This window comes from Chitinophaga varians, assembly GCF_012641275.1.
Lineage (GTDB): Bacteria > Bacteroidota > Bacteroidia > Chitinophagales > Chitinophagaceae > Chitinophaga > Chitinophaga varians_A.
The window spans coordinates 1600532-1625035 of sequence record NZ_JABAIA010000003.1; the positions used below are offsets into that span (position 1 = coordinate 1600532).

General features: G+C 50.4%; 25 protein-coding genes. 8 read left to right on the forward strand and 17 right to left on the reverse strand.

Going from position 1 to position 24504, the window contains the following annotated elements; all coding sequences use genetic code 11:
- Positions 1-9: 9 nt before the first annotated feature.
- Positions 10-285 carry a SelT/SelW/SelH family protein gene (locus HGH92_RS29185; protein ID WP_168874336.1) on the reverse strand — a complete coding sequence of 92 codons (276 nt, stop codon included), beginning with the start codon at positions 283-285 and terminating at the stop codon, positions 10-12.
- A 299-nt stretch (positions 286-584) separates the two neighbouring features.
- Between HGH92_RS29185 and HGH92_RS29190 the strand changes: the two genes are divergently transcribed.
- Positions 585-2564: a tetratricopeptide repeat-containing sensor histidine kinase gene (locus HGH92_RS29190; protein WP_168874337.1), complete on the forward strand. Its 1980-nt coding sequence runs from the start codon at positions 585-587 to the stop codon at positions 2562-2564.
- A 1-nt stretch (position 2565) separates the two neighbouring features.
- On the opposite strand, the gene HGH92_RS29195 is transcribed toward HGH92_RS29190, so the two are convergent.
- Entirely contained in the window at positions 2566-3030 is a 465-nt protein-coding gene (locus HGH92_RS29195) for an Lrp/AsnC family transcriptional regulator (protein ID WP_168874338.1), read from the reverse strand.
- A gap of 166 nt (positions 3031-3196) precedes the next feature.
- On the opposite strand from HGH92_RS29195, the gene HGH92_RS29200 reads away from it, so the two are divergent.
- Positions 3197-4327, forward strand: a complete 1131-nt coding sequence (locus HGH92_RS29200; protein WP_211092779.1) for a histidine decarboxylase — start codon at positions 3197-3199, stop codon at positions 4325-4327.
- On the opposite strand, the gene HGH92_RS29205 is transcribed toward HGH92_RS29200, so the two are convergent.
- From HGH92_RS29205 to HGH92_RS29215, 3 genes are all read right to left on the reverse strand, one after another.
- On the reverse strand, positions 4324-5211 hold the full coding sequence (locus HGH92_RS29205; protein ID WP_211092780.1) for a mechanosensitive ion channel family protein: 888 nt from the start codon (positions 5209-5211) through the stop codon (positions 4324-4326). The two genes, HGH92_RS29200 and HGH92_RS29205, sit on opposite strands and share 4 nt — an antisense overlap.
- Before the next feature lie 72 nt (positions 5212-5283).
- Positions 5284-5544, reverse strand: coding sequence for a hypothetical protein (locus tag HGH92_RS29210; protein ID WP_168874339.1), 261 nt, complete (start codon positions 5542-5544; stop codon positions 5284-5286).
- Positions 5545-5660: 116 nt separating this feature from the next.
- Entirely contained in the window at positions 5661-6113 is a 453-nt protein-coding gene (locus HGH92_RS29215) for a DUF6496 domain-containing protein (protein ID WP_168874340.1), read from the reverse strand.
- A gap of 267 nt (positions 6114-6380) precedes the next feature.
- On the opposite strand from HGH92_RS29215, the gene HGH92_RS29220 reads away from it, so the two are divergent.
- The 3 genes from HGH92_RS29220 to HGH92_RS29230 all read left to right on the forward strand — a co-directional run bounded on the left by HGH92_RS29220 (position 6381) and on the right by HGH92_RS29230 (position 7601).
- Complete coding sequence (locus HGH92_RS29220; RefSeq protein WP_078672819.1) at positions 6381-6704, forward strand: KGG domain-containing protein; 324 nt, start codon at positions 6381-6383, stop codon at positions 6702-6704.
- A 114-nt stretch (positions 6705-6818) separates the two neighbouring features.
- Entirely contained in the window at positions 6819-7181 is a 363-nt protein-coding gene (locus HGH92_RS29225) for a DUF1304 domain-containing protein (protein WP_168874341.1), read from the forward strand.
- Between the two features lie 12 nt (positions 7182-7193).
- Positions 7194-7601: a hypothetical protein gene (locus HGH92_RS29230; protein ID WP_168874342.1), complete on the forward strand. Its 408-nt coding sequence runs from the start codon at positions 7194-7196 to the stop codon at positions 7599-7601.
- Here the strand turns inward: HGH92_RS29230 and HGH92_RS29235 are convergent.
- A complete protein-coding gene (locus HGH92_RS29235) occupies positions 7590-8492 on the reverse strand; it encodes a diacylglycerol/lipid kinase family protein (protein ID WP_247655071.1) in 903 nt (300 codons plus the stop codon). The two genes, HGH92_RS29230 and HGH92_RS29235, sit on opposite strands and share 12 nt — an antisense overlap.
- 14 nt (positions 8493-8506) lie before the next feature.
- Between HGH92_RS29235 and HGH92_RS29240 the strand changes: the two genes are divergently transcribed.
- Positions 8507-9571, forward strand: a complete 1065-nt coding sequence (locus HGH92_RS29240; protein WP_168874344.1) for an App1 family protein — start codon at positions 8507-8509, stop codon at positions 9569-9571.
- Here HGH92_RS29240 and HGH92_RS29245 read toward each other — a convergent pair.
- From HGH92_RS29245 to HGH92_RS29280, 8 genes are all read right to left on the reverse strand, one after another.
- Complete coding sequence (locus HGH92_RS29245; protein WP_168874345.1) at positions 9543-10466, reverse strand: class I SAM-dependent methyltransferase; 924 nt, start codon at positions 10464-10466, stop codon at positions 9543-9545. The two genes, HGH92_RS29240 and HGH92_RS29245, sit on opposite strands and share 29 nt — an antisense overlap.
- Positions 10467-10551: 85 nt before the next feature.
- On the reverse strand, positions 10552-12306 hold the full coding sequence (locus HGH92_RS29250) for an ABC transporter ATP-binding protein (protein WP_168874346.1): 1755 nt from the start codon (positions 12304-12306) through the stop codon (positions 10552-10554).
- Positions 12290-14032, reverse strand: coding sequence for an ABC transporter ATP-binding protein (locus HGH92_RS29255; RefSeq protein WP_168874347.1), 1743 nt, complete (start codon positions 14030-14032; stop codon positions 12290-12292). The genes HGH92_RS29250 and HGH92_RS29255 overlap by 17 nt, the downstream gene beginning before the upstream one ends.
- A gap of 209 nt (positions 14033-14241) precedes the next feature.
- A complete protein-coding gene (gene treY, locus HGH92_RS29260; RefSeq protein WP_168874348.1) occupies positions 14242-16929 on the reverse strand; it encodes a malto-oligosyltrehalose synthase in 2688 nt (895 codons plus the stop codon).
- A complete protein-coding gene (treZ, locus tag HGH92_RS29265; RefSeq protein WP_168874349.1) occupies positions 16919-18763 on the reverse strand; it encodes a malto-oligosyltrehalose trehalohydrolase in 1845 nt (614 codons plus the stop codon). Before treZ ends, treY begins: the two co-directional genes overlap by 11 nt.
- A gap of 68 nt (positions 18764-18831) precedes the next feature.
- A complete protein-coding gene (locus HGH92_RS29270) occupies positions 18832-19284 on the reverse strand; it encodes a two-component system response regulator (RefSeq protein WP_168874350.1) in 453 nt (150 codons plus the stop codon).
- A 251-nt stretch (positions 19285-19535) separates the two neighbouring features.
- The gene (locus HGH92_RS29275) at positions 19536-19739 is read right to left on the reverse strand and encodes a hypothetical protein (protein WP_168874351.1); all 204 of its coding nucleotides are present in this window, start codon (positions 19737-19739) and stop codon (positions 19536-19538) included.
- A 151-nt stretch (positions 19740-19890) separates the two neighbouring features.
- Positions 19891-20289 (reverse strand): hypothetical protein, encoded by a 399-nt coding sequence (locus HGH92_RS29280; protein ID WP_168874352.1) that lies wholly within the window; start codon positions 20287-20289, stop codon positions 19891-19893.
- Between the two features lie 313 nt (positions 20290-20602).
- On the opposite strand from HGH92_RS29280, the gene HGH92_RS29285 reads away from it, so the two are divergent.
- Complete coding sequence (locus HGH92_RS29285; protein WP_168874353.1) at positions 20603-21010, forward strand: hypothetical protein; 408 nt, start codon at positions 20603-20605, stop codon at positions 21008-21010.
- Between the two features lie 63 nt (positions 21011-21073).
- Positions 21074-21472: a tetratricopeptide repeat protein gene (locus HGH92_RS29290; protein WP_168874354.1), complete on the forward strand. Its 399-nt coding sequence runs from the start codon at positions 21074-21076 to the stop codon at positions 21470-21472.
- A 9-nt stretch (positions 21473-21481) separates the two neighbouring features.
- On the opposite strand, the gene HGH92_RS29295 is transcribed toward HGH92_RS29290, so the two are convergent.
- Genes HGH92_RS29295 through HGH92_RS29305 form a run of 3 tightly spaced genes read right to left on the reverse strand, consistent with a single transcriptional unit; the run spans position 21482 to position 24485 of the window.
- Positions 21482-22234 (reverse strand): LytR/AlgR family response regulator transcription factor, encoded by a 753-nt coding sequence (locus tag HGH92_RS29295; protein WP_168874355.1) that lies wholly within the window; start codon positions 22232-22234, stop codon positions 21482-21484.
- Positions 22231-24054 (reverse strand): ATP-binding protein, encoded by a 1824-nt coding sequence (locus HGH92_RS29300; RefSeq protein ID WP_168874356.1) that lies wholly within the window; start codon positions 24052-24054, stop codon positions 22231-22233. Before HGH92_RS29300 ends, HGH92_RS29295 begins: the two co-directional genes overlap by 4 nt.
- Before the next feature lie 8 nt (positions 24055-24062).
- On the reverse strand, positions 24063-24485 hold the full coding sequence (locus HGH92_RS29305; protein WP_168874357.1) for a hypothetical protein: 423 nt from the start codon (positions 24483-24485) through the stop codon (positions 24063-24065).
- Between the last annotated feature and the right edge of the window lie 19 nt (positions 24486-24504).

The window sequence follows — 24504 nt, forward strand, 5'->3', positions numbered from 1 at the left end:
GTAATTGATTTAGCGGTCTGAATGGCCCAGTTGTTTATCGGGTGCTACCAGATCGCGCACGAGTTGTTTCAGGAATTTTATTTCCGGGAAATGCCCGGCTTCTTTCCGGTCGAAGATCTGCTGATCGTTCAGGAAGATGGTGTAGGTGCCGGCGGTTTCGCTGGGGCGTAATGTCACGCCTCCCAGTTCAGCCGTGAAGGTAGTCAGCAGCTCCTGGGCCATATAGGCAGCCCGGAGCAGCCAGCCACATTTGGGACAATATTCGATGGTGATGACCGGTTTCATGATAATTCACTGATGTTTAGGACATTAGGTGTCAGGGCACGCTCGACAAGTATAGCCGTTGCCGGTAGGTGGCCTGTTTACCCGAAAGATACGACTGTATTCGGATTTCGGCAGGTATAACACAAAAATCACACGTCCTGCGCCACAATTTGTTGCCTGTTCTTTTGAATCGTCCGCCTTTATCTTTATTTTTATGCCATAATTAAAGCGTACGTCCCCGAATCGCTCTACTATGTCACAGCCAACAATAATACCTTATGCTGCCGGCCATACCTTTGAAAAAATGTATCTTTATTCCCTTGTGTTTATTGCTTCTGTCCCCTGCCACCAGAGCGCAACAAACCGGAATAGACAGCCTGCAGTTCAACCTTAACGCGCACCTCCAGCGGGACACTGTCAGAGTGGACCTGCTGAACCAACTATCACGCCTATACTTTACCAAAGACGCAGGTATCGCTGCCCGTTTGGGAGAAGAAGCCCTCAGTATCAGCAATGAACTGGGTTATGTCAAAGGAAAAATATGGGCCACCCGTAACCTTGCCTTGGTAGAAAACACCAAGGGCAACCTGGACAAACAATTGCAGCTCACCTTCACCGCCCTGAAACTGGCAGAGGCGCAAGGTGAACCGCGCATCCTCGGCATCCTCAATAATGATGTGGGTAACATTTTCACGGAACAAAACAGTCCGCGGGACGCATTGATTTATCTGCTGAAATCCCTCCAGATAAAAGAGCAACTAAAAGAAACCCCCGAAATCAGCAAAACCCTTAATAATATTGGCTCTGCCTATATCGCCCTGAAAAAAACCGATTCCGCCCTACTCTATTTAACCAGGTCCGAAAAACTCAAACTGTCACTGCGGGATGAGCGCGGGCTGGCCTATACCTACGAGAACATGGGTATCGTGGCCATGCTGGAGCACCGGTACCAGACAGCGCTGCGATATCACGAACTGTCGGCCCGGTATTATAAAAACACCGATAATCAACCCGGTATCACCAAAGCCAGCCTGAACCTGGCTGAAGTGCAAACCCTGCTGGGCGACCTGAACAGCGCAGAAAAAAACCTGGACACCGCCCTGGCCATCAATTCGAAGCTGGGCAACGTGAAAAATGAGATGATCTATTATAAGATCCGCTCCAGGCTGGATTCCGCGCGACATGATTACGCCTCTGCCCTGAAACATTATCAGGCCTTCAGCGAGCGCAACATCGATTATTTTAATATAGAGAAGCTCCGGCAGATCAGCCGCTCCACCATGAAATATGAAACGGAGAAAAAACAACGGGAAAATGTGATGCTTAAAAAGGAGCAACAACTGCACCTGGCCACCATCCAGCAACAGCGCGTACTGGTGTTGTCCGGCGCCGCCCTGTTCCTCGCCCTGTTACTGATCACTGCCATGGTGTACCGGTTGTACAAACATCAACAGGAACTCTACCAGCAGCTCAACAGCAAGAACCAGGAAGTGTCCCTGCAAAACCATATCATCCTCGAACAGAACGCCACACTGGAAAACCTCAACCAGGTAAAAGATAAAATATTCTCCGTCATCTCCCACGACCTGCGGTCTCCGCTGGCCATTCTCGAAGGACTGCTGTTCCTGCTGAAAGATGAAAAGATCGACGCCCAACAGTTCCGTTTTTATACCGATGAACTGTGGCGCGACGTAAAAAACACTGCGTACATGATGGACAATATGTTGCAGTGGGCCAGCAACCAGATGAAAGGCATCAGTGTAAAAGCCGATGACTTTGACCTGACGTTGCTGCTCAACCAGGAATTTGAACTGCTGCAAACCATGGCGCGGCAAAAAGACGTCAAGCTTACCCATGAGCTGAAAAACGCTATCCTGGTATATGCCGACCCTGATATGATCAGGCTCGTGCTGCGTAATCTCATCAATAATGCCATCAAATTTACGCCCGGCGGCGGCGAGATCGTGCTCAAAGCGCAGCTGGAAAAAGGAGAAGCGCAGGTGTCCGTAAAAGACAACGGTACCGGCATTCCTACGGATGATCAACACCGTATTTTCTCCAATATATACTACTCCACTACCGGCACCCGGAACGAAAAAGGCTGCGGCCTGGGGCTGCACCTGTCCAAAGACTTCGTGGAGCGTAACCATGGCCACATCTGGTTTGAAAGCAAACCGGGAGAAGGCAGCTGTTTCAGTTTCACCGTTCCCCTTTCCGATGAACAGGAGATTAACGCCCGTGGCTATACGGTGGTGCTGCAGGACAATCCTGTCAGCGGCATGAGCGTGCTGCGAAGATAGTTTATACCAGTCCGAACGCAGTGGTGTGTTTGATCTCCGTCATCACGAAGGAGCTGTGCACCTGTGCAATATTTTCGATCGCCGCCAGTTTGTTGGTCAGGAAATGCTGATAACGCCGCATATCGTCCACTACTACTTTCAGCAGATAATCGAACGTGCCCGCCACGTGATAACATTCCATCACTTCCTCCATCTGGCTGATGGCCAGTTCAAATTTTTTCAGCAACGGCTGTGAATGCAGCTGCAGCGACACATTACAGAAGGCCACCAGGGTTTTGCCTATTTTCTCCGGGTGCAGCAGGGTGACGTAGTTCCGGATAACGCCCATTTTCTCAATTTTTTTCAGCCGTTCGTAAGTAGGGGTAACGCTTAAGCCTATACGATGTGCTATTTCCTTGGTGTTGAGGCGGGCATTTTCCTGGAGCACTTCCAGGATGCGGCGGTCTGTTTTATCGAGCGTGTCCATAGCAGAAGGTTTTATCTGAAAAAGCGGCCGCGGGCGGTCGCTTTTAGTTAATTTAAACTACAATACAACCAAAAATAGTATATATTTTCTGATCTTACCGTAATATCGGTTCATTTCAATGGCATTTACATAGCTTCGCAGCATCATACACCTGTAATTGCCGATTATGAAAGATCACCCGTTACCTGCCGCCGATGCGGCTATGCTGGACCGTTTGCTGGCTGAAGTACAAGACCACACCCGGCACTTCCTGGGCTATCCGGTATCCAAAGATTTTGACTACAGTCCGCTGTTCCCGTTTTTACAATATCCGCTGAATAACCTGGGAGACCCGTTTGTGGACTGTACCTACACCGTAGGTTCCCGGGAGATGGAAAAATATGTTGTGGAATTTTTTGCCCGGCTGTTCCGTGCGCCGGCCAATGACTGGTGGGGCTATGTCACCAACGGCGGTTCGGAAGGCAACCTGTATGGGCTGTACCTCGCGCGGGAGCTATATCCCAAGGCGATGGTGTATTATTCCGAAGCTACCCACTACAGCGTACAAAAGAACCTGCACCTGCTGAATATGCCCAGTATCATGATCCGGACGTTGCCCAACGGGGAGATTGACTATAATGACCTGGAGCAGACGATGGGCATGAACCGGCATATGCCGGTGATCATGCTGGCCAATATCGGAACAACCATGACCGAAGCCAGGGACGACATAGGGCGTATTAAAGACATTTTGAAGCGCCTGGCCATCCGGCATCATTACATCCATGCTGACGGGGCATTGTCCGGCAGTTATTGCTCCTTTTTGGATCCAAGGCCCGCTTTTGACTTCGCAGATGGCGCTGACAGTATCGCCATCAGCGGACATAAATTTATAGGCTCTCCTATCCCCTGTGGCGTAGTGGTGGCCAAAAGGTCTTACCGTGACCGGATTGCCCGTTCTGTTGCTTATATCGGCAGTATGGACACTACCATCACGGGTTCAAGAAACGGCCACAGTCCGTTGTTTCTATGGTACGCGCTGAAAAGCCTCGGCCTTGCCGGCCTGGAAAAAAGGGCCCGGCACAGCCTGTCCGTAGCCGCCTATGCAGTGGACCGTTTCCGGGAAAACGGCATTGCTGCCTGGCGTAACCCCGATTCCATCACGGTGGTATTTCCGGAACCGCCCGGAAATATCCGCCGGAAATGGCAGCTGGCCTCAGAAAACGGCTGGTCGCACATTATCTGCATGCCGAATGTGGAAACGTCCCAGATTGATACATTGCTGGCAGAGATGACTGCCGCTTCGGTGATGGTTTAAGCTTTACCGCCTTCCGCGATAGCGATAATTTCCGTATTGAGCGCCCGTTTTATCAGGCGCTCTTTTTCTTTATCAGAATGTGGCACCAGCAGTTGCAGCTTGAACTGCACAAAATCTTTTTTTATTTCGAGGGTTTTGAGCGAAAAACTGTCTTCCCGGTAATAACGCTGATAGGCTTCTATAGACCTGCGCAGGCGCGCTTCCAGCTCTTCGGGCGTGAATTTATGTTTGTGGTCCAGTTCAAATTCGAGGCTTAGTTTCTTAATGTTCTGTTTGGACTGGTTCACCACGATGCTGGTAAACACCACAGAGTTAGGAATGATGACGATATCGTCATCATCGTTCTGCAACACTACGTTGATCAGCGTAATGTCCATGATTTTGCCTTTATACTCGCCTATTCTGACCTGGTCGCCGAGGGACAGCTGATCGGAGAACATCACGATCAGGCCATTGATCATATTGGAGATATAGTCTTTTGTCAGCAGCGCGATCGCCGCGGCCACGATGGTGATGCTGGTAATGAGCCGCATCAGGTCCTGTCCGAAAAAGATGGGGATGGCCAGCAGGAAAAAGACCGTATTTAACACAGAAGTGATGCGGTTAATCCCCAGTATGAAGTTATCTTTCTCCAGTGGTTTAGTGCGATGGCGGCGGGTATACCAGGAAAGTATCACCAGCCAGGCGATAGAAATAACGATGTTGGCGCCAAGGAAAAAAGACAGCGCATTAGTGACCTTAAACAACCAGGGGAACTTGTCATAGAACGCCGGATGTTCGAGGTTAAAATATATGATGCCGGAGTATACCAGCAGTTTAAATATGAATATGATCCGCTCCCGGCGGTTGGTATTTTTATAGGTTTTATCGGTTACCATCATCATAGTGATCCCACGCGCTTTCCCGCAAAAGTACAAAAGGCGCGCGGCTAAAAAAAGCGGCATATGTGAGGAGGCCTACAGCTCACCCATTTTGTTAAGTATTTCAGTCCAGATGATGCGGGCTATTTGTTCACTTTCCACAATACGCAGATTGCCTTCCGGAGAGTCTGTATGATCTATCATGAAGGTCTGGGAATGGGGTTGAAAATCTTCCAATACATGTTCGCGGACATCAGGGATTACTTCATAAATGGTTTCATAAGCGATCCTGTTAATGCTAATGGTCAGGCCGTATGGTTTTCCTTTAATCATCACCGTTATGCTGTGCTTTTCCATACAAACTGGTTTTGATCCACTGTTAAAGGTGCAATAGGTATGCCATATAAAAAGACCGGTGACACTTGGTTACCGGTCTCTTTTTGTATATAAACAGAAGGATAAAACGGTCTGTTTCACGCAGTGGCCATAGCGCGGTGTCTGGTGGTTTTCTTATGTGCGGCGGCCCCTCTTTTGGCGGTGGATTTTTTAACAGATGTTTTACGATGTGTTGCTTTTTTTGCCGTGGTTGCTTTTTTGGCAGTTGTCTTTTTGGCAGCTGTTTTCCTGGCGGTTGTTTTTCCTGCAGTGGCCCTTTTAGCCGTCGTTTTTTTCGCAGCGGCTTTTTTAGGCGCTGCTTTTTTTGCGCTGGATTTTTTAGTGGTTGTTTTTTTTGCGGTTGATTTTTTTGCTGCCGCTTTTTTAGGGACTTTCGCCCCTTCTTTTCTTGCTTCAGACAATCCGATGGCGATCGCCTGTTTGGGGTTTGTTACCTTTTTGCCACTTCGGCCACTTTTAAGTTTGCCTTCGTGCATCTCATGCATGGATTTTTCCACTTTCTCCTGAGACTTCCTGGAATACTTTGCCATGATTTGAAGATTTAAATGGGTTAAAAAAAGAAGTAACAGGTGTAAATGAAACAAATTATACGCCAGCTGATAGCAGTCAAAATCAATCAGAAATATGGGGAAAGGGGGCTAAAACTGTGTTAAAAATTCTATGTATTGTGGAACGAATTGCCCCATCAGCAGTTGCGGAGGAACTGCAAAACGCCTGTATACGGCGATTCGGCCGGTGGCATGTATATTGATCGACTTCTACGCAATATTGTTCACTAAACTATAAAATCCAGGATTATGGAACACATCAGGTATCAACAACTCGCACCGAGTGCCGAGAACCACGAGAAGAGTCCAACAGACAAACCCAAACACAGCAAACGGGGATTTGCATCCATGGACCCTGAACAACAACGTGCTATTTCCAGAGAAGGTGGCAGGGCTGCTCATCAGCAAGGTGTCGCCCACAAATTTACCTCTGAAGAAGCCCGTGCGGCCGGTAAAAAAGGTGGCGAGGCAGTAAGCCGCAACCGCGAACACATGGCGGCAATTGGCAGAAAAGGTGGCACTAACCGCGGCAAAAAGAAGAATAATGCGACCACTGAAGAAAATAACTTCTGATGAATTGGGGGATGGCGAAACGTGAACGGGATTCTCAGCTCAAAATTCACCTTTCGTCATCCGCAATTCGTTCATAATTCTTCTTATATTTAGCATAACCATCAAATTCAAGTTATGCTAGTATTGGCCAAGTTCCTGATCGCATTCGTTATGCTGGAACACTTCTACATCATGTGGTTCGAAATGTTTGCCTGGACCACCAAAGGGCCTAAGATTTTCCAGAAATTCCCCAAAGCACTATTCCCTGCCACCAAACCACTCGCTGCCAACCAGGGCCTCTATAACGGCTTTCTGGCTGCAGGACTGGGTTGGTCATTGCTCATTTCGGACCCGGAGTGGGCACGGCATACTGCGGATTTTTTTCTCGGCTGTGTAGCGGTAGCCGGTATTTACGGCGCGCTGACAGCCGATAAAAAAATCTTCCTGGTACAGGCGTTGCCTGCACTGGTAACCCTGTTATTGCTTCACCTGGCGTAAAAACAAGACCCGATGATCGACGAAGCAGATATCAGGATTGGCAACTATGTGGCTTATTTTGACTACAATATGGAGGAATCAGTCTTTGTGGTGGAAGGGATACTGGACGGTTATATCTACAATTCCGGATTGCCCAGGAGTAAAATTCCCTGTGAGAAAGCCAACCCGGTACTACTGGACCTCTACCAGCTGATTAAATTCGACTTTATCCGCGGTGTGCCCGAAGAAGGGGAAGATGAAAACATCTATTCCCTGAAATACAACCGGCTTAACAGCCTGCATATCCGCCATGAAAACGGCTGTTTCCAGCCGGTCACGGAATCACCCAACGGCTTTGTGCCCTACGGCCGCCCGCTGGTGCATGTACATCAGCTGCAAAACCTGTTTCATGCCCTCAGCCGCGACGAGCTAACCCTGTGACGCCTGCGGCGGGACAAAAACGGCCAGGGCGCGGGGTATTACTTCAGCCGTCACCTCATTTACCTTCCCCATATACTCCCCGTCAATCTGGAACTCCGCCTTTTTAGGCGTATGGATGTAGACCTTCCGGGCCCGGATGATCTCTGTTTTATGAGGGTTAAACGGGCGGCGGACAAACAGCATTTTGAGCGTCTCCAGCAGGGAGATCTTTTTCACCAGCACCACCTCGAAAATACCGTCGCTCAGGTCACTGACAGGGTTAATACAGGCCCCCGTCCCATATTTGCCGGCATTGGCCAGTACGATCATAAAGGCCTCCCGCGACAGCTGGTCAGCTCCGTTGTCTATTTCCACCGCAAACCGCTGCCGGTACCAGAACGTTTTCAGCACCACGCGTGCATAGCCTGTCATGCCCCGCACGCCGGACCGCTGGAAATACTTTACCAGCAAAGCATTCAGCCCGATATCACTCAGATGGATGGAAATATCCCGGCCATTGATGCGTATCACATCTATTTTACGGACATGGGCCTGCAATAACAGCTCCAGCGCCGCATCCCATGATTCGGGGATGCACAGGTCGCGCGCCATGCCGTTGGCCGAACCTGCCGGCAGAATACCCAGCGGAATGTCCTTGTTCAACAGGCAGGTGGCCACCATCTTCACCGTACCATCGCCGCCGGCAGCCACCACGCCGTCCCACCCGCCTTCGTGCAACAGCTGCAGCAAACGCGCTTCATCGGCAGCTGGACTGCCGGTCAACAGCATCGACTCACCCCGGACATTTTCATGGCGCTGCAAAAAACGTTGGACTGCTTCTTGCGGAGCAACTTTCCGGGCAGCTCCCGAAGCGGGATTAATAACGAATAATAATCTTAACTTCTTTTCCATTTGAGTAGCATGATATGCATTCATCCGGCAAATACAAATATGACGCCGCAAAAGACAGCCGCTCCCGGCGCTGGTGGGCCCGTATCGGCATCAACACCGGCACGGTGGTAAAAGTTTATCACGGATACGGCCATGAAGGCGAGTTACAGGTATTTGGACATGTGCTCTCCCGCAGCCCCCTTACGGAGGGGCGTACCCGTTATCACCTGCTGGGCAATATATGGGCCCTGCTCCGGTTGTTCATGGTAAAACCCAAGCCCCTTGCCGCTGTGCAACTGCTATGGCAGGGACAGACCATCCATGCGAAAACAGCAGATGACGGCTTTTTTCACTTCCAGTGGAAACCGGAGTATCCTACTTCCGCTGGCTGGCACCCTGTAACGGTAACGCATACACAAAATGGGGAAAATATTGCAGCTGGCACCGGTGAAATATATATTCCCCATCGTACGCAGTTTGGCTGCATATCTGACATTGATGACACGTTTCTCATCTCCCACTCAGACAAGCCGTTCCGAAAACTGAAAGTGCTCTTTACCCATAATGCCGCCAGCAGGCGCCCCTTTGAAGGCGCTGTGCGCCACTATCAGCTGCTCAGCCACGGACATACCGTACCACCTATTCCCAATCCCTTTTTTTATGTGTCCAGCAGTGAATGGAACCTGTATGATTATATCCGGGAATTTTCGCATGCCTGGAAACTGCCGGAAGGCGTTTACCTGCTGAATCAGCTAAAACGCTTCTCTCAGCTGCTGAAAACAGGCCGGGGGAAACATCATACTAAATTTACCCGTATAGCCCGTATACTGGAAAGTTACCCTCATATGCCCTTTATTCTGCTGGGAGATGATACCCAGCAAGACCCCTACATTTATGAGGCGATCGCCCGCCATTTTCCCCGCCGGATCATCTGTGTGTACCTGCGCCACCTCTCCGCTCAAAAGAAACCGGGAGTGCTGGCAGTGGCCCGCAACCTGGAGACATTAGGCATTGCGTGCTGTTATTTCCGGCACAGTGAAGAGGCGATCGCGCACTCACGCCACATGGGGCTTATTGCTCCCCTGCCGGCATCCTGGTGACAATGGTACAGGAAAACCGGGCCGTCACCGGGATAGTGCGGACGATAAATTCTTCGGGAGACAGATATTTTTCCACCATTGGTAGTGAGGGCGCATAGTGGTAACTGCCGCCGGGACGCAATGCCCGCAGCATTTCCATGTATTTGGCGGCATACCGTGTACAATCGGGGCTGTTGCGGTGGTGGTGATGCAGAAAGTGATTGGAGAAAGAAAGGTTGGAAACGATAGTGCCCCAATAACCCGACGGCAGAACAAAATCCAGCCAGTCGCCCGTCTTCAGGTAAGCCTCCGGCGTCGCAATAAACCGGTCCACCCCATAGGCGGCAATACCCTGTTGCCGTAACAGCCGTACCAGGGCGGCCTGTGTACCGCACCCCATATCCAGTACCGGCTCCTTCAATGTGGCAAGGTCCAGTTGCAGTACGTCCAGTTGCAGGGCTGCGGCATATTCGGCACAGACGACGGGCTTCAGCTGCGCGCCGGCCTGACTGTAATATGTTTCAAAAAAAGGATGGGTACGTTGCAACCACCGCTGCAGGCGCCTGGTGTGCCGCGCTGTCAGCAGTGTTTCATGGAAACTGCCGGATGTGGCGGCAGCGACAATATCCTCCACCAGGGCGACATACACTTCCTTCAGGGCCGCAGTGTTGGCGGCGGCCATATCGAAGTATTGGTTCACTTCACAAAAGGTGCGGCGGGCGCTTCCCGTCAGGTAATCCACCACTTCCGCCGCCTTGTCCGCATCGCGCAGCGCCAGTATTTCCGGTACGCCTTCCGTCGTCAGGCGGCGGGTGACCGCTGTCCAGCCGATTTCATTGCCGGGATAAAAAAAATTGTGCCGGGCATGTTGCTGATACTGGCAATCAATACTGTGGCGGATAAGGTTGGATATCATGCTGCAAAGGTATATCAAAAAAAAGCAGTCAGGCCGTGAGGCCTGACTGTTGTTCAAACAATTAACGATGTCGTATATACGAAAATCAATGACGGTTGCCATGCATCAGCTGGTCCACCACCTGGTGGAAAGATCCCGCATTTGTCACGGCGCCATCATTGACGAAAAATATTTCGTCGGCATTTTCGATGGTATTGAGGCGGTGCGCGATAATTACCCTGGTGGTGGTAGCCGGTAATTTATCCAGTATTTCACCCAGCAGTTTTTCCGTCACCGTATCGATATTGGCGGTAGCTTCGTCCAGTATCAGCAGGTCCGGTTTGCGCAACACGGCGCGTATAAAGGCGATCAGCTGTTTTTGCCCAAGGCTTACCCCTTCTCCGGCCGACTGTACCTGCGTGTCCAGTCCATGCTCAAACAGGCCCAGTAACTTTTCCAGGTTGGCGGTACGGATCACTTCTTCCAGTTGATCGTTGGTGTAATTTTCATATTCTTCGTTGCCATACAGGATGTTTTCCCGGACGGTGCCGGTAAACAGGATGGGATCCTGCAAAATGAAGCCGATGCGGCGGGTGCGTTCTGCCGGAGCAAAGGAACGGATGTCTTTTCCATCAAGCAGTACGCGGCCTTTTACCGGATCATACAGGCGGGCTATCAGCGAGGCGGTGGTGGTTTTACCGCCACCGGTAGGGCCTACCAGCGCATATGTTTTTCCTTTCTCGAGACGGAGGTTGATGTTGTGCAGTATCTCACGTCCTTCGTCATAGCCGAAGTGCACCTGTTTCATTTCCAGCAATGGCGCGGCTTCCTGCCGGGTATGATCGTCGATGGTACCCATATTGTTTTCCAGCACCAGTATCTCTGAGATACGCTCCCATCCGGCCATGGCCGTCTGGAAGTTGGCCCACAGGGTTGCCAGTTGCCGCAGCGGGCTGTAAAAGTAATTGACATAGGCGATGTAGCTGACCAGCAATCCTATGGTAAAAGAACCAGTGCTGATCAGGTGTACGCCGTAAATCAGTATCAGCAGTTGCGCCATGCTGGACATCAAACTGTAAAACGGCAGAAATACGTTGTTGGCAATGCCCATGGCAGTTGCCGTCGTGTAGTTTTTCCGGTTGGCTTCATTGAACCGGTGCATGAAATAGTCACGGCGACCGAAAGCCACCACCACTTTAAAGTTGCTGAGGCTTTCCTGTATTTCCGCACTCAGTCCGCCTACCGTTTTCAGGTTCGCCGCATTTTTCTTTTTCACCCAGGGGGACAGCAGCCTGGTAAAAATCAGGGCCAGCAAGGCAGGCAACAGTGCCAGCGCGCCCAGCCTGATGTTCAGCGTCAGCAGGAAAATGCCGGCACCGGTCATGGAGATAATGCTGCCCACGAACTGCATCAGCGCCTGTGAAAAAAACTGGTTGAGTTTATCTGTATCGTTGTTTACGCGGGAAATCAGGTCGCCGGCCTTGTTTTGGTTAAAAAAGGCCACCGGCAGTTGCTGCAACTTATGAAACACCGCATTGCGCAAGGTATAGAGCGTACGTTGCCCTACTGTGCCCATGAGTTTTGTTTGCAGATAGTTGACACCGAAAGCGGCCAGATAAACCACCAGCAGCACAGCGGAGTATACCAGCACCCCGTGATACTGTTTGTGCATCACGTAGGTATCGATGGCATAGGCCGTGAGCAAAGGGCCGAGCAGGTTCAGTCCGGAGTTGCCGATGGTAGCCAGCAATGCCAAAGCCAGTTTGCTCTTTTCATGGGAAATCAGCTGTAACAGGCCTTTGAAAGCGGTGTAGTTTGACACGCCTTTTCCCGTAACAGGTTTATTAAGATTGTAATTCATAATTGCTGGTGCTTTGCTGGGAGTTAAAAATCTGTACATAGTCCGGGCTTTTCTCCATGAGCTCTTCATGGGTGCCGGCTGCGATCATTTCGCCCTGCATGAGGAGGATGATCTGATCGTAGTGGGTGACCGCCCCGATTTTCTGGGTGACAGACACGAGGGTGAGGTCGGGGTAGTTCCGGTGTACATTGGCCAGGATCTTCCGCTCAGTGCGGGTATCTACGCGGGCGGTAAAATCGTCCAGCAGCAGTATTTTCGGGTCCAGTGCCAGCGCACGGGCCAGCATGAGCCGTTGTTTTTGTCCGCCGGAGAGACTGGTGCCACGCTCCGACACAATGGTGCTGAGCTTTTCGGGCAGCTGGTCGGTAAATTCCTTTACTTCCGCCGTGGTGATCGCTTTTTCCAGCGATGCGTCGGTGACCACGTCACTGAAAGCTATATTTTCCCGGACGCTCATGTTAAACACCACGCTGTCCTGGAACACAAATCCCACCTGCTGGTGAAAGGATTCGCTTTCGTAGTCCGCGATATTTTCGCCGTCAATTTTTATGGCCCCTTCGTTGGGTTTGGTCAACCGCATCAGCAGGTAAAGCAGTTGTGTTTTCCCTGCGGCCGTGGGCCCGATGATCGCTATTTTGGAACCCGCTTTTACGGAGAAGGAGATATCTTTCAGCACCGGTTTTTCGCCGTAGCTGAGCGACACATGTTCACAGGAGATGCTGCCATCGAGCTTTTTGACGAGGGTGCCTGTTTCCAGCATGTCCGGAGAATTCAGTACACCGGAGATACGCTGGTAGGAAGCTGTAGCCTGTGCGATCACGTTGCTCATAAAACCTATTACGAGCACCGGGAATATCAGCAGCGTCAGGTAGCTGTTGAACGCCGCAAAATCACCGATGGTCATGCTGCCGTCGATCACAAAGCGGCCGCCCAGCGCGAGGATGGCCAGACCGGTCATATTAGCCGTAAAAACGATCACCGGAATCAGTCCGGCGAACAGCCGCAGGATGGAGAGGCCGAATTCCAGCGCCTTTCCGTTGGCATCCAGGAATTTTTCGTACTCCCGCTGCTGTGAGTTCACCACGTTGATAAGCGCAGCGCCAAGGATACTTTCGTTGATCACCTTATTGAGCCGGTCCATCACTTCGCGGCTTTTCATAAACAGGGCCCTTACCTTCTTCAGTACAAGGAAAAAGGTGATCCCCATGATCGGAATGGCGGCAATTACCACGAGGGCCAGTTTCCAGTCGATCGTCAATAACAGGATACTGGCGCCGATAATAATGAAGAACGATGACACCAGCGATACGATGGCCTGGGACACGAACAGTTTGATAGAGTCCACGTCAGCGGTGAGATTGGTCAGCAACCGGGAGGGGTTGGACTGCTCCATCCACGCATAGCTTTGGCGGGATATTTTTTCCGCCAGTTGCTCGCGCAGGCTTTTAGCCACCTTTTCTGATGCATAGGTCTGGATGATGTTCTGGAAATAGGTAAACACAAAAATCAGCAAAGCGGCCAGGCCAAATTTGATGACCAGGGGCTCATAGGCAAAAGTGCCTCGGGAAAAGTCATCAATACCATGCCCGATGATTTTAGGCAGCCACAGGTTCAGGCTGTTGCCCAGCAGGGCAAACAGCACCAACAGGCTTATCAGTCCTTTGTATGGCCGTAACAATCCAAAGATACCCGACGATTTTTTCTCCTTGAGGGAAGGTTGTTTCATATAGTTGGGCGGTGATTAGTGTAAAAGAGCATGGTGAGCAATCTTACAAACTTATGAACTTAAAAATACAAAACCAATATCAACAGTGACGACGAACAGTCGTCGGAAATATTGTAACGGTCAGCTTATTTTTTTTGACGGCACAAAAATACTGAACAGTGTTCAAATTTTAAAACAATATTCTAAAATAATCAGAAAAAGTTTTTTTATCAGCGGTGGAATTTATGGTCTGCCACGGGGAAAAGCAGTGCTACAGGGCATTGCTGCGTACCCGGCAACGGCAGCTGGCCATTTTGTGCGGTAAGGATATCACCGGTAAAAACGTTCTTCCATTTTTGCGGCGCATTAGCGGGGAGGGCCAACGGAGCCAGGTCATGTTTGCCCAGATGTGCGGCCGGCAACAGGGGCGCTACCACTATGCACCAGTCCTGCCGGTATTTACGGGCGTAAGCAATCTGACTGCTCCGTTCCCCTGCTGTCAGCGGAATATATTCTCCGTGAATAAACAACGAGGTATGTGCATTTCTGAGTTGTAACGCTTTGCTGACCAGGTACAGCTTTTCCTTGCCTATTGCTGATTTGGCGCCAGCATGTTCTTTCGGCCATCCCGGAGCATGGTCTTCTTCTTGCCATCCTGCCAGCAGTTTACGCCGCAGCGGGTAATTGACCAGATGGCGGCCATCATTGCTGCCGGCACTAAAGTCCCATAGCTCACATCCCTGATAAATATCCGGTATGCCCGGCGCGGTTATTTTGATGAGTGTTTGTGCCAGCGAAAAGATATGCGCATGCACGCCCAGTTTTTCTGCCAGCTGGTGCATTCCTTCCATAAAAGCGCTGCCTGGCGACAGTATTTTTTCGATGAACTGCAGGCAGGCCAGTTCGTAGGCCGTATCCGGCAACAGCCAGCTGCTGTGTACTTTCGCTTCCCGCACCACTTTCAGGAAGGTGGCAGTGATATGGGCCACAAAATCAGCATCCGCCTCCGCAGAAACAGGCAGACAGGCCAGCACAGCCTGATAGATGAAATATTCGTCGTTCAGGTCCGGTGCGGGCTGTTCTTCGATCAATGTGACATGCTCACGGTTCATGGTATGCCAGGCCTGCACCTGTTGAATCCAGATGTCTGGTATGATGGTCAGGGCATTGAGCCGGATGCGGGCATCTTCTCCCCAGCGGGTGTCATGGGTGGCAGTGGTATTGAGAGAAAAGGGCGAGAGGTACTGCCGCACGGCCATCCGTTCATGAAAACCGTCCAGCGTGCATTTGTTCAGTACCGGCGAGTCGCCGGCCTCGTTGTGCGACAGCAGTGCATTGTACACGTAGAAAAGTGTTTCCTCCACCCCTTCGCGGTACAGTTGCCCGGCGAACTGGGTGATTTTTTTCAGTAGGGTCAGGGCCGCCACGGCCTGTTGTTGTTTTTTATCGGGGTCCCAGAAGGAACGGATCAGCTCCAGCGCCGTACCTGTTGCCGGATTGCGCAGGATAGCCTCTTCCACGGCCTTGTCCAGCTGCTGCGTATCTGTGAGCGACAATGGCCATCCTTCCGGATAGATACGGTTGGCAGGCAGGCACACCATAAAATCGCCCATGGCCATTTTAAGCCGGCCTTTGTCTGTTTCCGGGAGCACCAGCTTCAGGCGGAACACCTCCCTCACCAGGTTATCCCATTCGCCATTCATGTGTTTCTCCAGCACCAGCTGCTTCTTTCTGCGTGCCAGTTTCGGATACTGCGAGAGATTGGGAAAATGTGCCCGGTAAAAGCGGCCCAGTTTTTCCATGCCTTCCTCATCAGTCAGCAGCTGGCTTACGCCGGCCAGGAAATCGTAGCCGGTACTCCCCTGCAGCGCCCATCTTTCGGGCAGCGTTTCATGGCCTGCCAGTATTTTTTCCGCGATGATGTAACAATTATTGCCAAACAGTTCCCGCAGATGATAGATGTATTGCGCCGGGTCCAGCAGCCCGTCGATCTGGTCAATACGCAGCCCCTGGATAATGCCTTCCTGGTATAACCGGTGCAGGAAGCCATGGTACTCGTCAAACACTGTTTTGTCTTCCATGCGCAGCGCGATGTGTTCATTCACCCCGAGAAAACGGCGGTAGTTGATACGAAAATCAGCCTCACTCCTGGCGGTGAAGGTATAATGCTGGAGGTCCAGCAATTCATACAGCAGCGGTGTATTGTTGTTGACCAGATGAAGCAACGGCAGGAACGCCTGTTTACGGGGCGGCTTCAGCATGGATTTCATGGCTTCCCAGTCCAGCAGGGACCGTCGTTGCAGGACGTTGGCTTTCATTTCCGCAAGCCATTCCTTCACCGGGTCCATTCCAGGTGGCAGGACGCTCAGCAGCCATTTGTAGCTCTGTGCAGACAATGGCCATGTTTGTGCGCCTGTGGCCAGTCCCAGCCCCTGCCGGTTGTAATTAAGACGGATACCGCCATCGGCCATGGTTTCCCGCAGGTTTTTTTTCAGGAAAGGCATCATCAGTTTCCCGTGCAGGTCTTTGTCCGGATGGTGCCAGTCGATATCAAAATAGTTGTAGTAAGGCGAGGCGGTGCCTCTTTCCAGCGCGTCCACGAGGCGGGTGTTATTACAATGGAAGGCCATGTAGTTGGGAACGATATCCTGTATCCAGCTCATGCCGAGCGAGCGGAGTTTGACATGCAGCTGGCGCATATGGGCGAGGGAGCCTATAGCACTGTTGATTTCACGTGGATTGGTGATATCATAGCCATGCAGGCTTCCGGGCGCCGTTTCGAAAACCGGGGAGGCATAAATAGTGGTGATACCCAGCTGGTGCAGGTAATCAAGCTGTTTCTCCAGGTCAGTGAAAGTAAAGTCCCTGTTAAATTGTATGCGGTAGGTCGCTACCGGGGTAAAGAATTCATTCCTCATGATGCGCCATTTCATAGACAACAGCCGAGAGGGGCTGCAGCAAAACCGGTTCATTCTCCAATACTTCATCAGCGGCTTTCACACCTGGACCGTTCCACATTTCATGGGCGGAATCAAATATTTTCTTTAGCGGTGTTGGGGCCATATGATGATAAGTTTGCACTGCCTTATCAAAATTCAATAGTATCAACACCGTATCCTGTCCGCTGGTTCGTTTCATGACCAGTAAAGGCAGCTCGCCGGCAGGATATATCTGCAGCGCATCTTTGGAGACGGCACGCATGGCGGGGCGATGTTTTCTGAAAGCGATCAGGAAACGGTAACAGGCCAGCATGGCAGCGTTAGCAGCTGTTGTAGTGTCCCACTGCAGCCGGCTGCGCAGGAAGGTATCTTCCAATTGGGGGTCTGGTATAGACTTGCTCGTATTAAAAAAAGCAGAGAACCAACGGCTACGGTTCTTTTTCATAGCTTCCACCAGATCGGGGTCTCCATAAGACGTAAAAAACAAAAAAGGGGATTTCTCCCCGTATTCTTCTCCCATCAGCAACAAAGGGATAAAGGGGGATAAAATCACTGCAGAGGCTGCCAGTTTCAGGGCTTCAAAAGACACCAGTGTGCTAAGCCGTTCTCCCAGCATCCGGTTGCCTGTTTGTTCATGGTTTTGGGAGAAGACCACAAAATGCCGGGTGTCGCTGTCTGTCAGCTGGCGGCCAAATTTTCGTTTACGGAACGGGGAATACTGCCCGGTATACACAAAAGCATTGGTAAAGGCATATGCCAGATGGGCCAGTTGCCCAAAATCTTCATAGTACCCCTGTGTTTCACCGGTCAGCAGGCTATGCAGGGCATGGTGGAACTCATCGGCCCATTGTGCAGTAAGGCCGTATCCACCTGCCGCTACGGGGTTGGTGTAACGGGGATCGTTCAGATCGGTGGACGCGATGAGCAGTTTTCGTCTGCCGGTCTGCCGCTCCAGGTCCTCCACTGCTGCTGACAATTGCCAGGTAAAGTGCTGTGCGCTGTTATCCTGACAGGTATGCAGCGTGTCCAGCCGCAGCCCGTCGATATGAAATTCATCCAGCCACATCAGCGCGTTCTGGACGTAAAAGTCACGCACCGGATCACACCAGGCATCGTCAAAATTGATGCCGGCGCCCCAGGGCGTGGAATATTTCTCGGTAAAATAAGGGCCATAGTCGGGCTGATAGTTTCCTTCAGCGCCGGAGCGGCAGTAGACCATGTCCAGGATAACGGCCATTCCGAGATGGTGGGCGGTGTTGACCAGCGCCTTAAAATCATCGGTGGTACCGTAGCGGTTGTGTAACGCAAACGGGTAAACGCCGTCATACCCCCAGTTGCGGTCGCCGGAGAACTGGCATACCGGCATCAGCTCTATGGCTGTGATGCCCAGGGCTTCGAGGGCAGGCAGCCGTTCACGGGCTGCCTGAAATGTGCCTTCGGGCGTAAAAGCGCCTATGTGTATTTCGTAAATAATGAGGTCTTCCGGCGGGAGGCCTTTCCAGTCTTCATCGGTGAAGATAAAGCTGACGGGATTTGTCACGCAGGAAGCGCGGTGTACCGTACTCTCCTGCCGTCTGGAAGCAGGGTCCGGCCGTTGCAGGTGCTCATCCAGCAGGTAATAGTAGTGCATGCCGTCCGAGACGTCTTGTACCGTAACACGCCAGTAGCCGTTGTCTTCCGGGAGGAGCGGATAAGCCACTTCTTCTCCGCCCAGCAGGAGCAGCGTAACACTCTTCCTGAACGGCGCCCATACACAGAAAACACATTCTCCGTTTTCTTTCAGCAATGCTCCTTGTTGATAGCGTGTCATCATCTCACCGGTGTTTAAGACAGAAAAATATTTTCACGCCAACCCCGTTGAAAAGCAAGGTTACTGTTACACTACACCAATACCGCAGGGAGTAGCGCCCCCATAACCGGCTGAGACAGCGCGGGTTGTTTGGTGCTGACGGTCTCAAATATCAGCTTTAGTCCGTCACGCAAAGCGTGCAGATTGGAGGGTTTGACCATCCAGTCAGCAGCGCCTATAAATTTCATCCGGGTCATATCTTCCGGATCAAAAGACGGGGCATAAAAAATAACAGGAACATCCTTTAACAGCGGCGACTGCAGTATTTCTTCCAGTTGACGGGCACCATCAACAGCCAGCCTGCGGGTGTGCAGGAAAATATAATCGGGTTTCCCCGGCTGCCGGGTGGCATAGGACAACGCATCGGCGGCGTTATCAAAGCAAATACAGGCTTGGGTTACCTGTAACAGATCGAGTGCAAGAAAAAACTGGTTTCTGTTGTCACGAATGTCATCAATCACAAAGCAGGACATCTTCTGTTTCATTGTTGCGGATAGTTTATTCACATGGTAAACGAAAACGGTTAACAACCGGCAGGTCTCAAAAGAAATGCCGGCGCAAAATTACGGCATAATCACTATGTTATTTTTTTTCCTGTAGATAAAAATCCCATTTCGTGTAATGCACGTGTAAAATAATCGCGACGGAGACCCGGCCGGAGGCCGTTAAAAACGGAAAATAAAAAACCGGCAGTCATTTTTTGATGACCCCGGTCATATACGGGATTAAAATCCGGTTAACCCATGGCACTGCTATAAACATCTTCCTGTTGTGCCGGATGATGGTTCTGTCCGAATATCTTTTGTTTCGTATGTACATCATCTTCCAGAACACCGGCAGAGCGGTCAATCATCCTGTCCCTGCTTTTTTTAACCAGATAGATTATCAATCCTGCTGCCGCAGTGCCTACAAGCGTGGATGCCAACAATATCTTTTTCATAGTGACGAAGTTTTATTCAGTATCGTTCCGCCAAGAGTTGTGCCACGAAAACCGTCCTGTTCCGGATTTAACATTTTGCTGGCAAAGAAAAGGGCTGCTCCGTTACAGAGCAACCCCGTCATCAATCATTCCTGAAAAAATTGTCCGGCACTTATTTAATGTCTGCCCAATAAGTACCATCCTTGTCTTTACCGATAGTTAAAATATTCCCTTTATTCAACTGTTCATTACACCATTTGGCAAATTTCAGTTTGTCTTTGGAGGAAAAGGAATGCTGCCTGACAGCCAGCAGGTCTGTTCCACTGTTAAGGCTGGCAGGAGAGCTAACGATATAAATGCCCTTTCCCGGCTCGAACGCCAACGTGTAGACATGGCCCTGGTTCAATAGTGGTTCATATTGTGCAAGAAATTCTTCCACATCATGAAAATAAACCTGCTGCGGTACAGTAGCTGAAGAAAACGGGATGATGTGATTTGCCTGCGCCTGGGCAACCATGGTACAGTTAACAAAGGTGCCTCCTATCAGTAAGGAGAATAACAGCTTTTTCATATAGGTAACATTTAGTTTCCTTAAAAATAGAAGCATCTACTGCCACGAAAACACAGGACTGTAGCAATATTGCAGCATACCTCATTTATTTCCGTAACACATCGCGATAGCATAACAGCGGCCTTGTACCCAGCGCAGCCGGATAAAATAAAAACCGGGCTTATCCAATACCGACAGGCATGCCTATAGCTTAAACCATTTTCCTGATTTTTTCAGAACGGGAAGATGGTTTACCGGCAACAGGCATTGCGTTCATGCCAAATTATACTTGTCTGGTAAATATGTACTAAATTGATCCCAATACATTAAACATATGATGGAATATACCGATCTCTCCCCCTCCCTACAGGCCGCTATGGAGAAAGCAGAAAACATCGCCATTGAACAATTACAGTCACTGCGCGACTTTAATCCGTTTATCCTTTGCGGGGAGTCACTCGATAAAATTGAACGCATACAAAGCCGGGAGACCGATGAAATGTTCGAAATGGCGGAAGAAATCATCGGGGAAATGGACGACAGTGAAACAACCGTACTGACCTATCCTGACACTATCATGCTAAACGATGGTACCTTCCATGCCATTGTTTGCCAGATTTACAATGTGGATGAAGACTTTGGTTATAGTTTTGGGCAGATATACCGTATCGACGCGGGCAAAATCAATTTTCTGAACAAACGGGTGTTCCTTGGTGAGGTGAGGAACCTGTTGGTTTTTTGAGTCATTGCTACGAATACGGTAACATTTTTGTGGTTGATTTCTTCACATCAAACAGCGACTGTCATGGTACGTGAATCCCATAAGAGCCTGATTGAAAAAGGCCTTCAACTGGAAAAGGAAGGCGAACCGGAAAAGGCCATTCAGCTTTACCTGGACGTAGTGAAGAAAGACCATCTGAACGCAGCAGCCTACAACCGGTTGATGGTCCTCTACAGAAAACAAAAAGCACCGCGTAAGGAAATCGCCATCATCAATGAGGCGATAAAGGCTTATGAGGACAATGTGAAAGCCGAACAATCAACCTGGTCGAAAAAGAACAGGAAAGCCGCCAGCATCAGCAGGGAGCTGGTAAAGGCCCTGGGCCTGGTCGATAAGAAAGGAGCGCCAGTAAATCAACCTGCACAAATTGTTACCTGGAAGAAACGTAAAGAAAATGTCAGTAAAAAATTAGCCCATCAGTAAACAGGTATTTCACCGAAGCACGTCAAACGCCCGCATAAAATCATCGAAGTAACGGCGGCTGAACAATACGGAGCGCCCGTCTTCCAGAACAATTTCATTGTCCGTGAGGTTTACCTTTGCCACTTCCCGGATATTGACAATATAATTGCGGTGCACTCTTACGAAACGAATAGCCGGCAACCTGCCCAGGATAAGCTTCAGGGGTTGTTGCACCAGGTATTTTTCCCTGCTGCACACGATCTTGCTGTATTTACCTTCCACTTCGATGTATAGTATATCGTCCAGGGATATTTTAGCCAGCATATTTCCTCTTTTAATAAAAAAGATGTCCTGCAACATAACGGTACTCTTCTCTTCCATCGCGAACATTCCTGCCGGCGCGCCGGCAAACTTCTCTACTGCCAGTTCGATAGCATATTGCAGTTCCAGTTCGTTGAAGGGCTTCAGCAGATAGCTGAAAGGCGCTGTGAGCCTTGCCGCCTCAAAGGTATTACGGTCGGCGGCGCTGGTCAGGAAGATGAAAGGTTTCCGGGTATCATCATCATCACTGATCTGCGTGGCAAAAGTGATTCCGTCTTTTCTTCCCTGTAAAAAAATATCGATGATCACCAGGTCGGGCTGTATGGCATGGAACAGCCGCAATGCTTCCTGCAGTGAGTTGGCGATGCCACCCACTTCATAGCCGTGGTCCAGCAACATGCCTTCCAGCAGGCAGGCGTCCTGCCTATCATCTTCGATGATCAATATTTTTGCTCCTTTCATGGCAATTCGGTTTGGAGGGATATGGTTACAGTGGTGCCGTTTTCCGGCCGGGCGGCAAACAGCAGCTGTGCACCGTTTTTTTCCGCCAGTGTTTTACAGAGCCAGAGGCCCAGCCCGGTGCTTTGTCTTCCGTCGGTATCGGTTTGGTTTCTCATATGGTTATTTGTCATTAGTGCCTGTAGCAGGTGTATGTCCATCCCCACTCCCGTATCGCTTATGATCAGTTGACATCCGGTATGCTGCCGATTGGCCGATATGGTAATGACGCCACCTTCGGGCGTATATTTAATCGCGTTGTCGATGATGTTGCGTACCATGATCCTGAACGTGTTCAGGTCGGCGCTAAAAAAAAACGGTTCAGGTATTTCCCTGTGAACGGTGATATTTTTATCTGTTGCTACCGGGAGGAGATCATAGCATATCTGATCGATCACGGTGCGCAGGTGCAGTTTCTCTTTGCGGAAAAACAGCTGGCCGGTCTGACTGAGCGCCCAATGCAATAAATTATCGAGCAGTGCATAGGTGCTGCCGGCGATTTTTTCGTTGTTGAGCGCCAATACATCCGCTTCTGCATGGCGCGCCTGCTGTATCGCTTTCCGGAGGCGGCCCAGGCTGAGCTTCATCCGGTATACCGGTGACCGCAGGTCGTGTGCCACGATAGAAAACAGGCGGTCTTTTGTTTCATTGAGCACATGCAGCGTTTCCTTCTGTTGCGCAATGATAGAGGCATTTCTTTTCTGCTGCCGGTACGCATATCCTGCAAAGGCTGCCAACACCATCAGTCCTGCCACTGCTGCCAGCAATGTATTGCGTTGCCAGCGTTGTGTGGACAGCTCGGCCAGTTGCAGGCGTGTTTGTTGTTCCAGTACGCGGATAGCCAGTTCCCTTTTTTCCACGGCGAGCTTTTTCTCCAGCTTCGCCATCTCCCAGATATGGTCGCGGTTCCAGATGCTGTCCTGCAGCGCCTCGTATTGCTTACGATATTGCAACGCCAGGCGATATCTTTTCCTGTTTTCCTCCACCACGGCCATGTTACGATAAGCATTCCGAAGCACGGCCGTATCGCGTGATTTTAAGGCAAAGCGCAGTCCTGCTTCGAAATATGGAATGGCTTTACTGTCGAGATACTGTTCATAATACAGGTTACCGATGTCCATACTGGATATGGCCAGGCCGGTGGTATCTTTCTGTTGTTTTTCCATATCCCGGCTTTGCAGGAGATATTTTTCCGCTTCGTCATACCTCCCCATGTGAAAGTAGCAGAGGCCTTTATTGTGATATACGCTTTTCCTGGTTTCCGGCGCCGACTGTTGCACAAACCGGGTTTCCCATTTGCTGAAGTACTGCAGTGCCGCCGTAAACTGCCGCAGTTCGAGACTGATCTCTGCCATATTGATGTAACAATCCGCCAGTAGCTGTTGGTCCAGGCCATTGATATTGGTAAGCTGAAGAAAATCCCGTAACGCCTCGCGATATAATTGTCGGTTGTATTGGATGCTGGCACGTAGAAAAAAAGCGTAAGGATAAAGCGGGTGTGTTGGCGCGTTGTCTATGTCTTCCAGTGTTTTCAGGATGTACCGGTAGGCATTGTCAGGGTCCCTGTTCCGTAATGACACATGGCTGTTGTGGAAATACACCAGGTAAGACGTCGGATATTGGCTGTCTGCCATCAGCAGGGCAGAATCCGCGGGCATATGCCGGCAAATACTGCACTGCTGCCGCAGTGTGCTATATATGGCGCCCGTCACAGGTCCGGACGATGCCAACACCTGTGTTACCCAAAAAAGGGCTACCACAGGAACAGCAAGGAGTTGTTTCATGTAACCACTTATGCGGGTCTTTTTACGGTCGTTACAGTCCCCCTGGACGTTTCGGGGTCCCCTATCCTGTACATCACGCGGATAGCCTGTGCCTGGGGCCCATCGATAGCATAGTCAATCAGTACTTTCCATAGTGACCAGGTACAATTTCCTGATTCGGGCTTTTGGTAATCAATGATGATCTGTCGTATCAGCAATACTCCGGCTTCTGTGTTCTCTTCTATCATATTATTAAAGTCATCATCAATACTGGGCTCCTGTCCGTCCGGAACATATAAGCTCATCACAAGATGGTACATATTAGGAAACTCCGCATCGGGATATACTGCCACCAGTGGCTCTGTGGACAGTCTGGCAGCCAGGCCGGACCCAAAGATCTTTTTTTCCAGGTTTTTTATGCGCACAGATGAGAGAAGAGCATTTTGGCTCATAAAGGATAGTTTGAAAAAG

Coding starts and splice junctions, on each gene's coding strand:
- HGH92_RS29215 (WP_168874340.1), bottom strand. CDS start 6,113: ATGGCAAAGTATTCCAGGAAGTCTCAGGAGAAAGTGGAAAAATCCATG.
- HGH92_RS29270 (WP_168874350.1), bottom strand. CDS start 19,284: ATGAAACAGAAGATGTCCTGCTTTGTGATTGATGACATTCGTGACAAC.
- HGH92_RS29300 (WP_168874356.1), bottom strand. CDS start 24,054: ATGAAACAACTCCTTGCTGTTCCTGTGGTAGCCCTTTTTTGGGTAACA.
- HGH92_RS29220 (WP_078672819.1), top strand. CDS start 6,381: ATGGAACACATCAGGTATCAACAACTCGCACCGAGTGCCGAGAACCAC.
- HGH92_RS29210 (WP_168874339.1), bottom strand. CDS start 5,544: ATGGAAAAGCACAGCATAACGGTGATGATTAAAGGAAAACCATACGGC.
- HGH92_RS29290 (WP_168874354.1), top strand. CDS start 21,074: ATGGTACGTGAATCCCATAAGAGCCTGATTGAAAAAGGCCTTCAACTG.
- HGH92_RS29280 (WP_168874352.1), bottom strand. CDS start 20,289: ATGAAAAAGCTGTTATTCTCCTTACTGATAGGAGGCACCTTTGTTAAC.
- HGH92_RS29285 (WP_168874353.1), top strand. CDS start 20,603: ATGATGGAATATACCGATCTCTCCCCCTCCCTACAGGCCGCTATGGAG.
- HGH92_RS29305 (WP_168874357.1), bottom strand. CDS start 24,485: ATGAGCCAAAATGCTCTTCTCTCATCTGTGCGCATAAAAAACCTGGAA.
- HGH92_RS29200 (WP_211092779.1), top strand. CDS start 3,197: ATGAAAGATCACCCGTTACCTGCCGCCGATGCGGCTATGCTGGACCGT.
- HGH92_RS29245 (WP_168874345.1), bottom strand. CDS start 10,466: ATGATATCCAACCTTATCCGCCACAGTATTGATTGCCAGTATCAGCAA.
- HGH92_RS29240 (WP_168874344.1), top strand. CDS start 8,507: ATGCATTCATCCGGCAAATACAAATATGACGCCGCAAAAGACAGCCGC.
- HGH92_RS29250 (WP_168874346.1), bottom strand. CDS start 12,306: ATGAATTACAATCTTAATAAACCTGTTACGGGAAAAGGCGTGTCAAAC.
- treY (WP_168874348.1), bottom strand. CDS start 16,929: ATGAGGAATGAATTCTTTACCCCGGTAGCGACCTACCGCATACAATTT.
- HGH92_RS29195 (WP_168874338.1), bottom strand. CDS start 3,030: ATGGACACGCTCGATAAAACAGACCGCCGCATCCTGGAAGTGCTCCAG.
- HGH92_RS29225 (WP_168874341.1), top strand. CDS start 6,819: ATGCTAGTATTGGCCAAGTTCCTGATCGCATTCGTTATGCTGGAACAC.
- HGH92_RS29235 (WP_247655071.1), bottom strand. CDS start 8,492: ATGGAAAAGAAGTTAAGATTATTATTCGTTATTAATCCCGCTTCGGGA.
- HGH92_RS29205 (WP_211092780.1), bottom strand. CDS start 5,211: ATGATGATGGTAACCGATAAAACCTATAAAAATACCAACCGCCGGGAG.
- HGH92_RS29295 (WP_168874355.1), bottom strand. CDS start 22,234: ATGAAAGGAGCAAAAATATTGATCATCGAAGATGATAGGCAGGACGCC.
- treZ (WP_168874349.1), bottom strand. CDS start 18,763: ATGATGACACGCTATCAACAAGGAGCATTGCTGAAAGAAAACGGAGAA.
- HGH92_RS29185 (WP_168874336.1), bottom strand. CDS start 285: ATGAAACCGGTCATCACCATCGAATATTGTCCCAAATGTGGCTGGCTG.
- HGH92_RS29275 (WP_168874351.1), bottom strand. CDS start 19,739: ATGAAAAAGATATTGTTGGCATCCACGCTTGTAGGCACTGCGGCAGCA.
- HGH92_RS29230 (WP_168874342.1), top strand. CDS start 7,194: ATGATCGACGAAGCAGATATCAGGATTGGCAACTATGTGGCTTATTTT.
- HGH92_RS29255 (WP_168874347.1), bottom strand. CDS start 14,032: ATGAAACAACCTTCCCTCAAGGAGAAAAAATCGTCGGGTATCTTTGGA.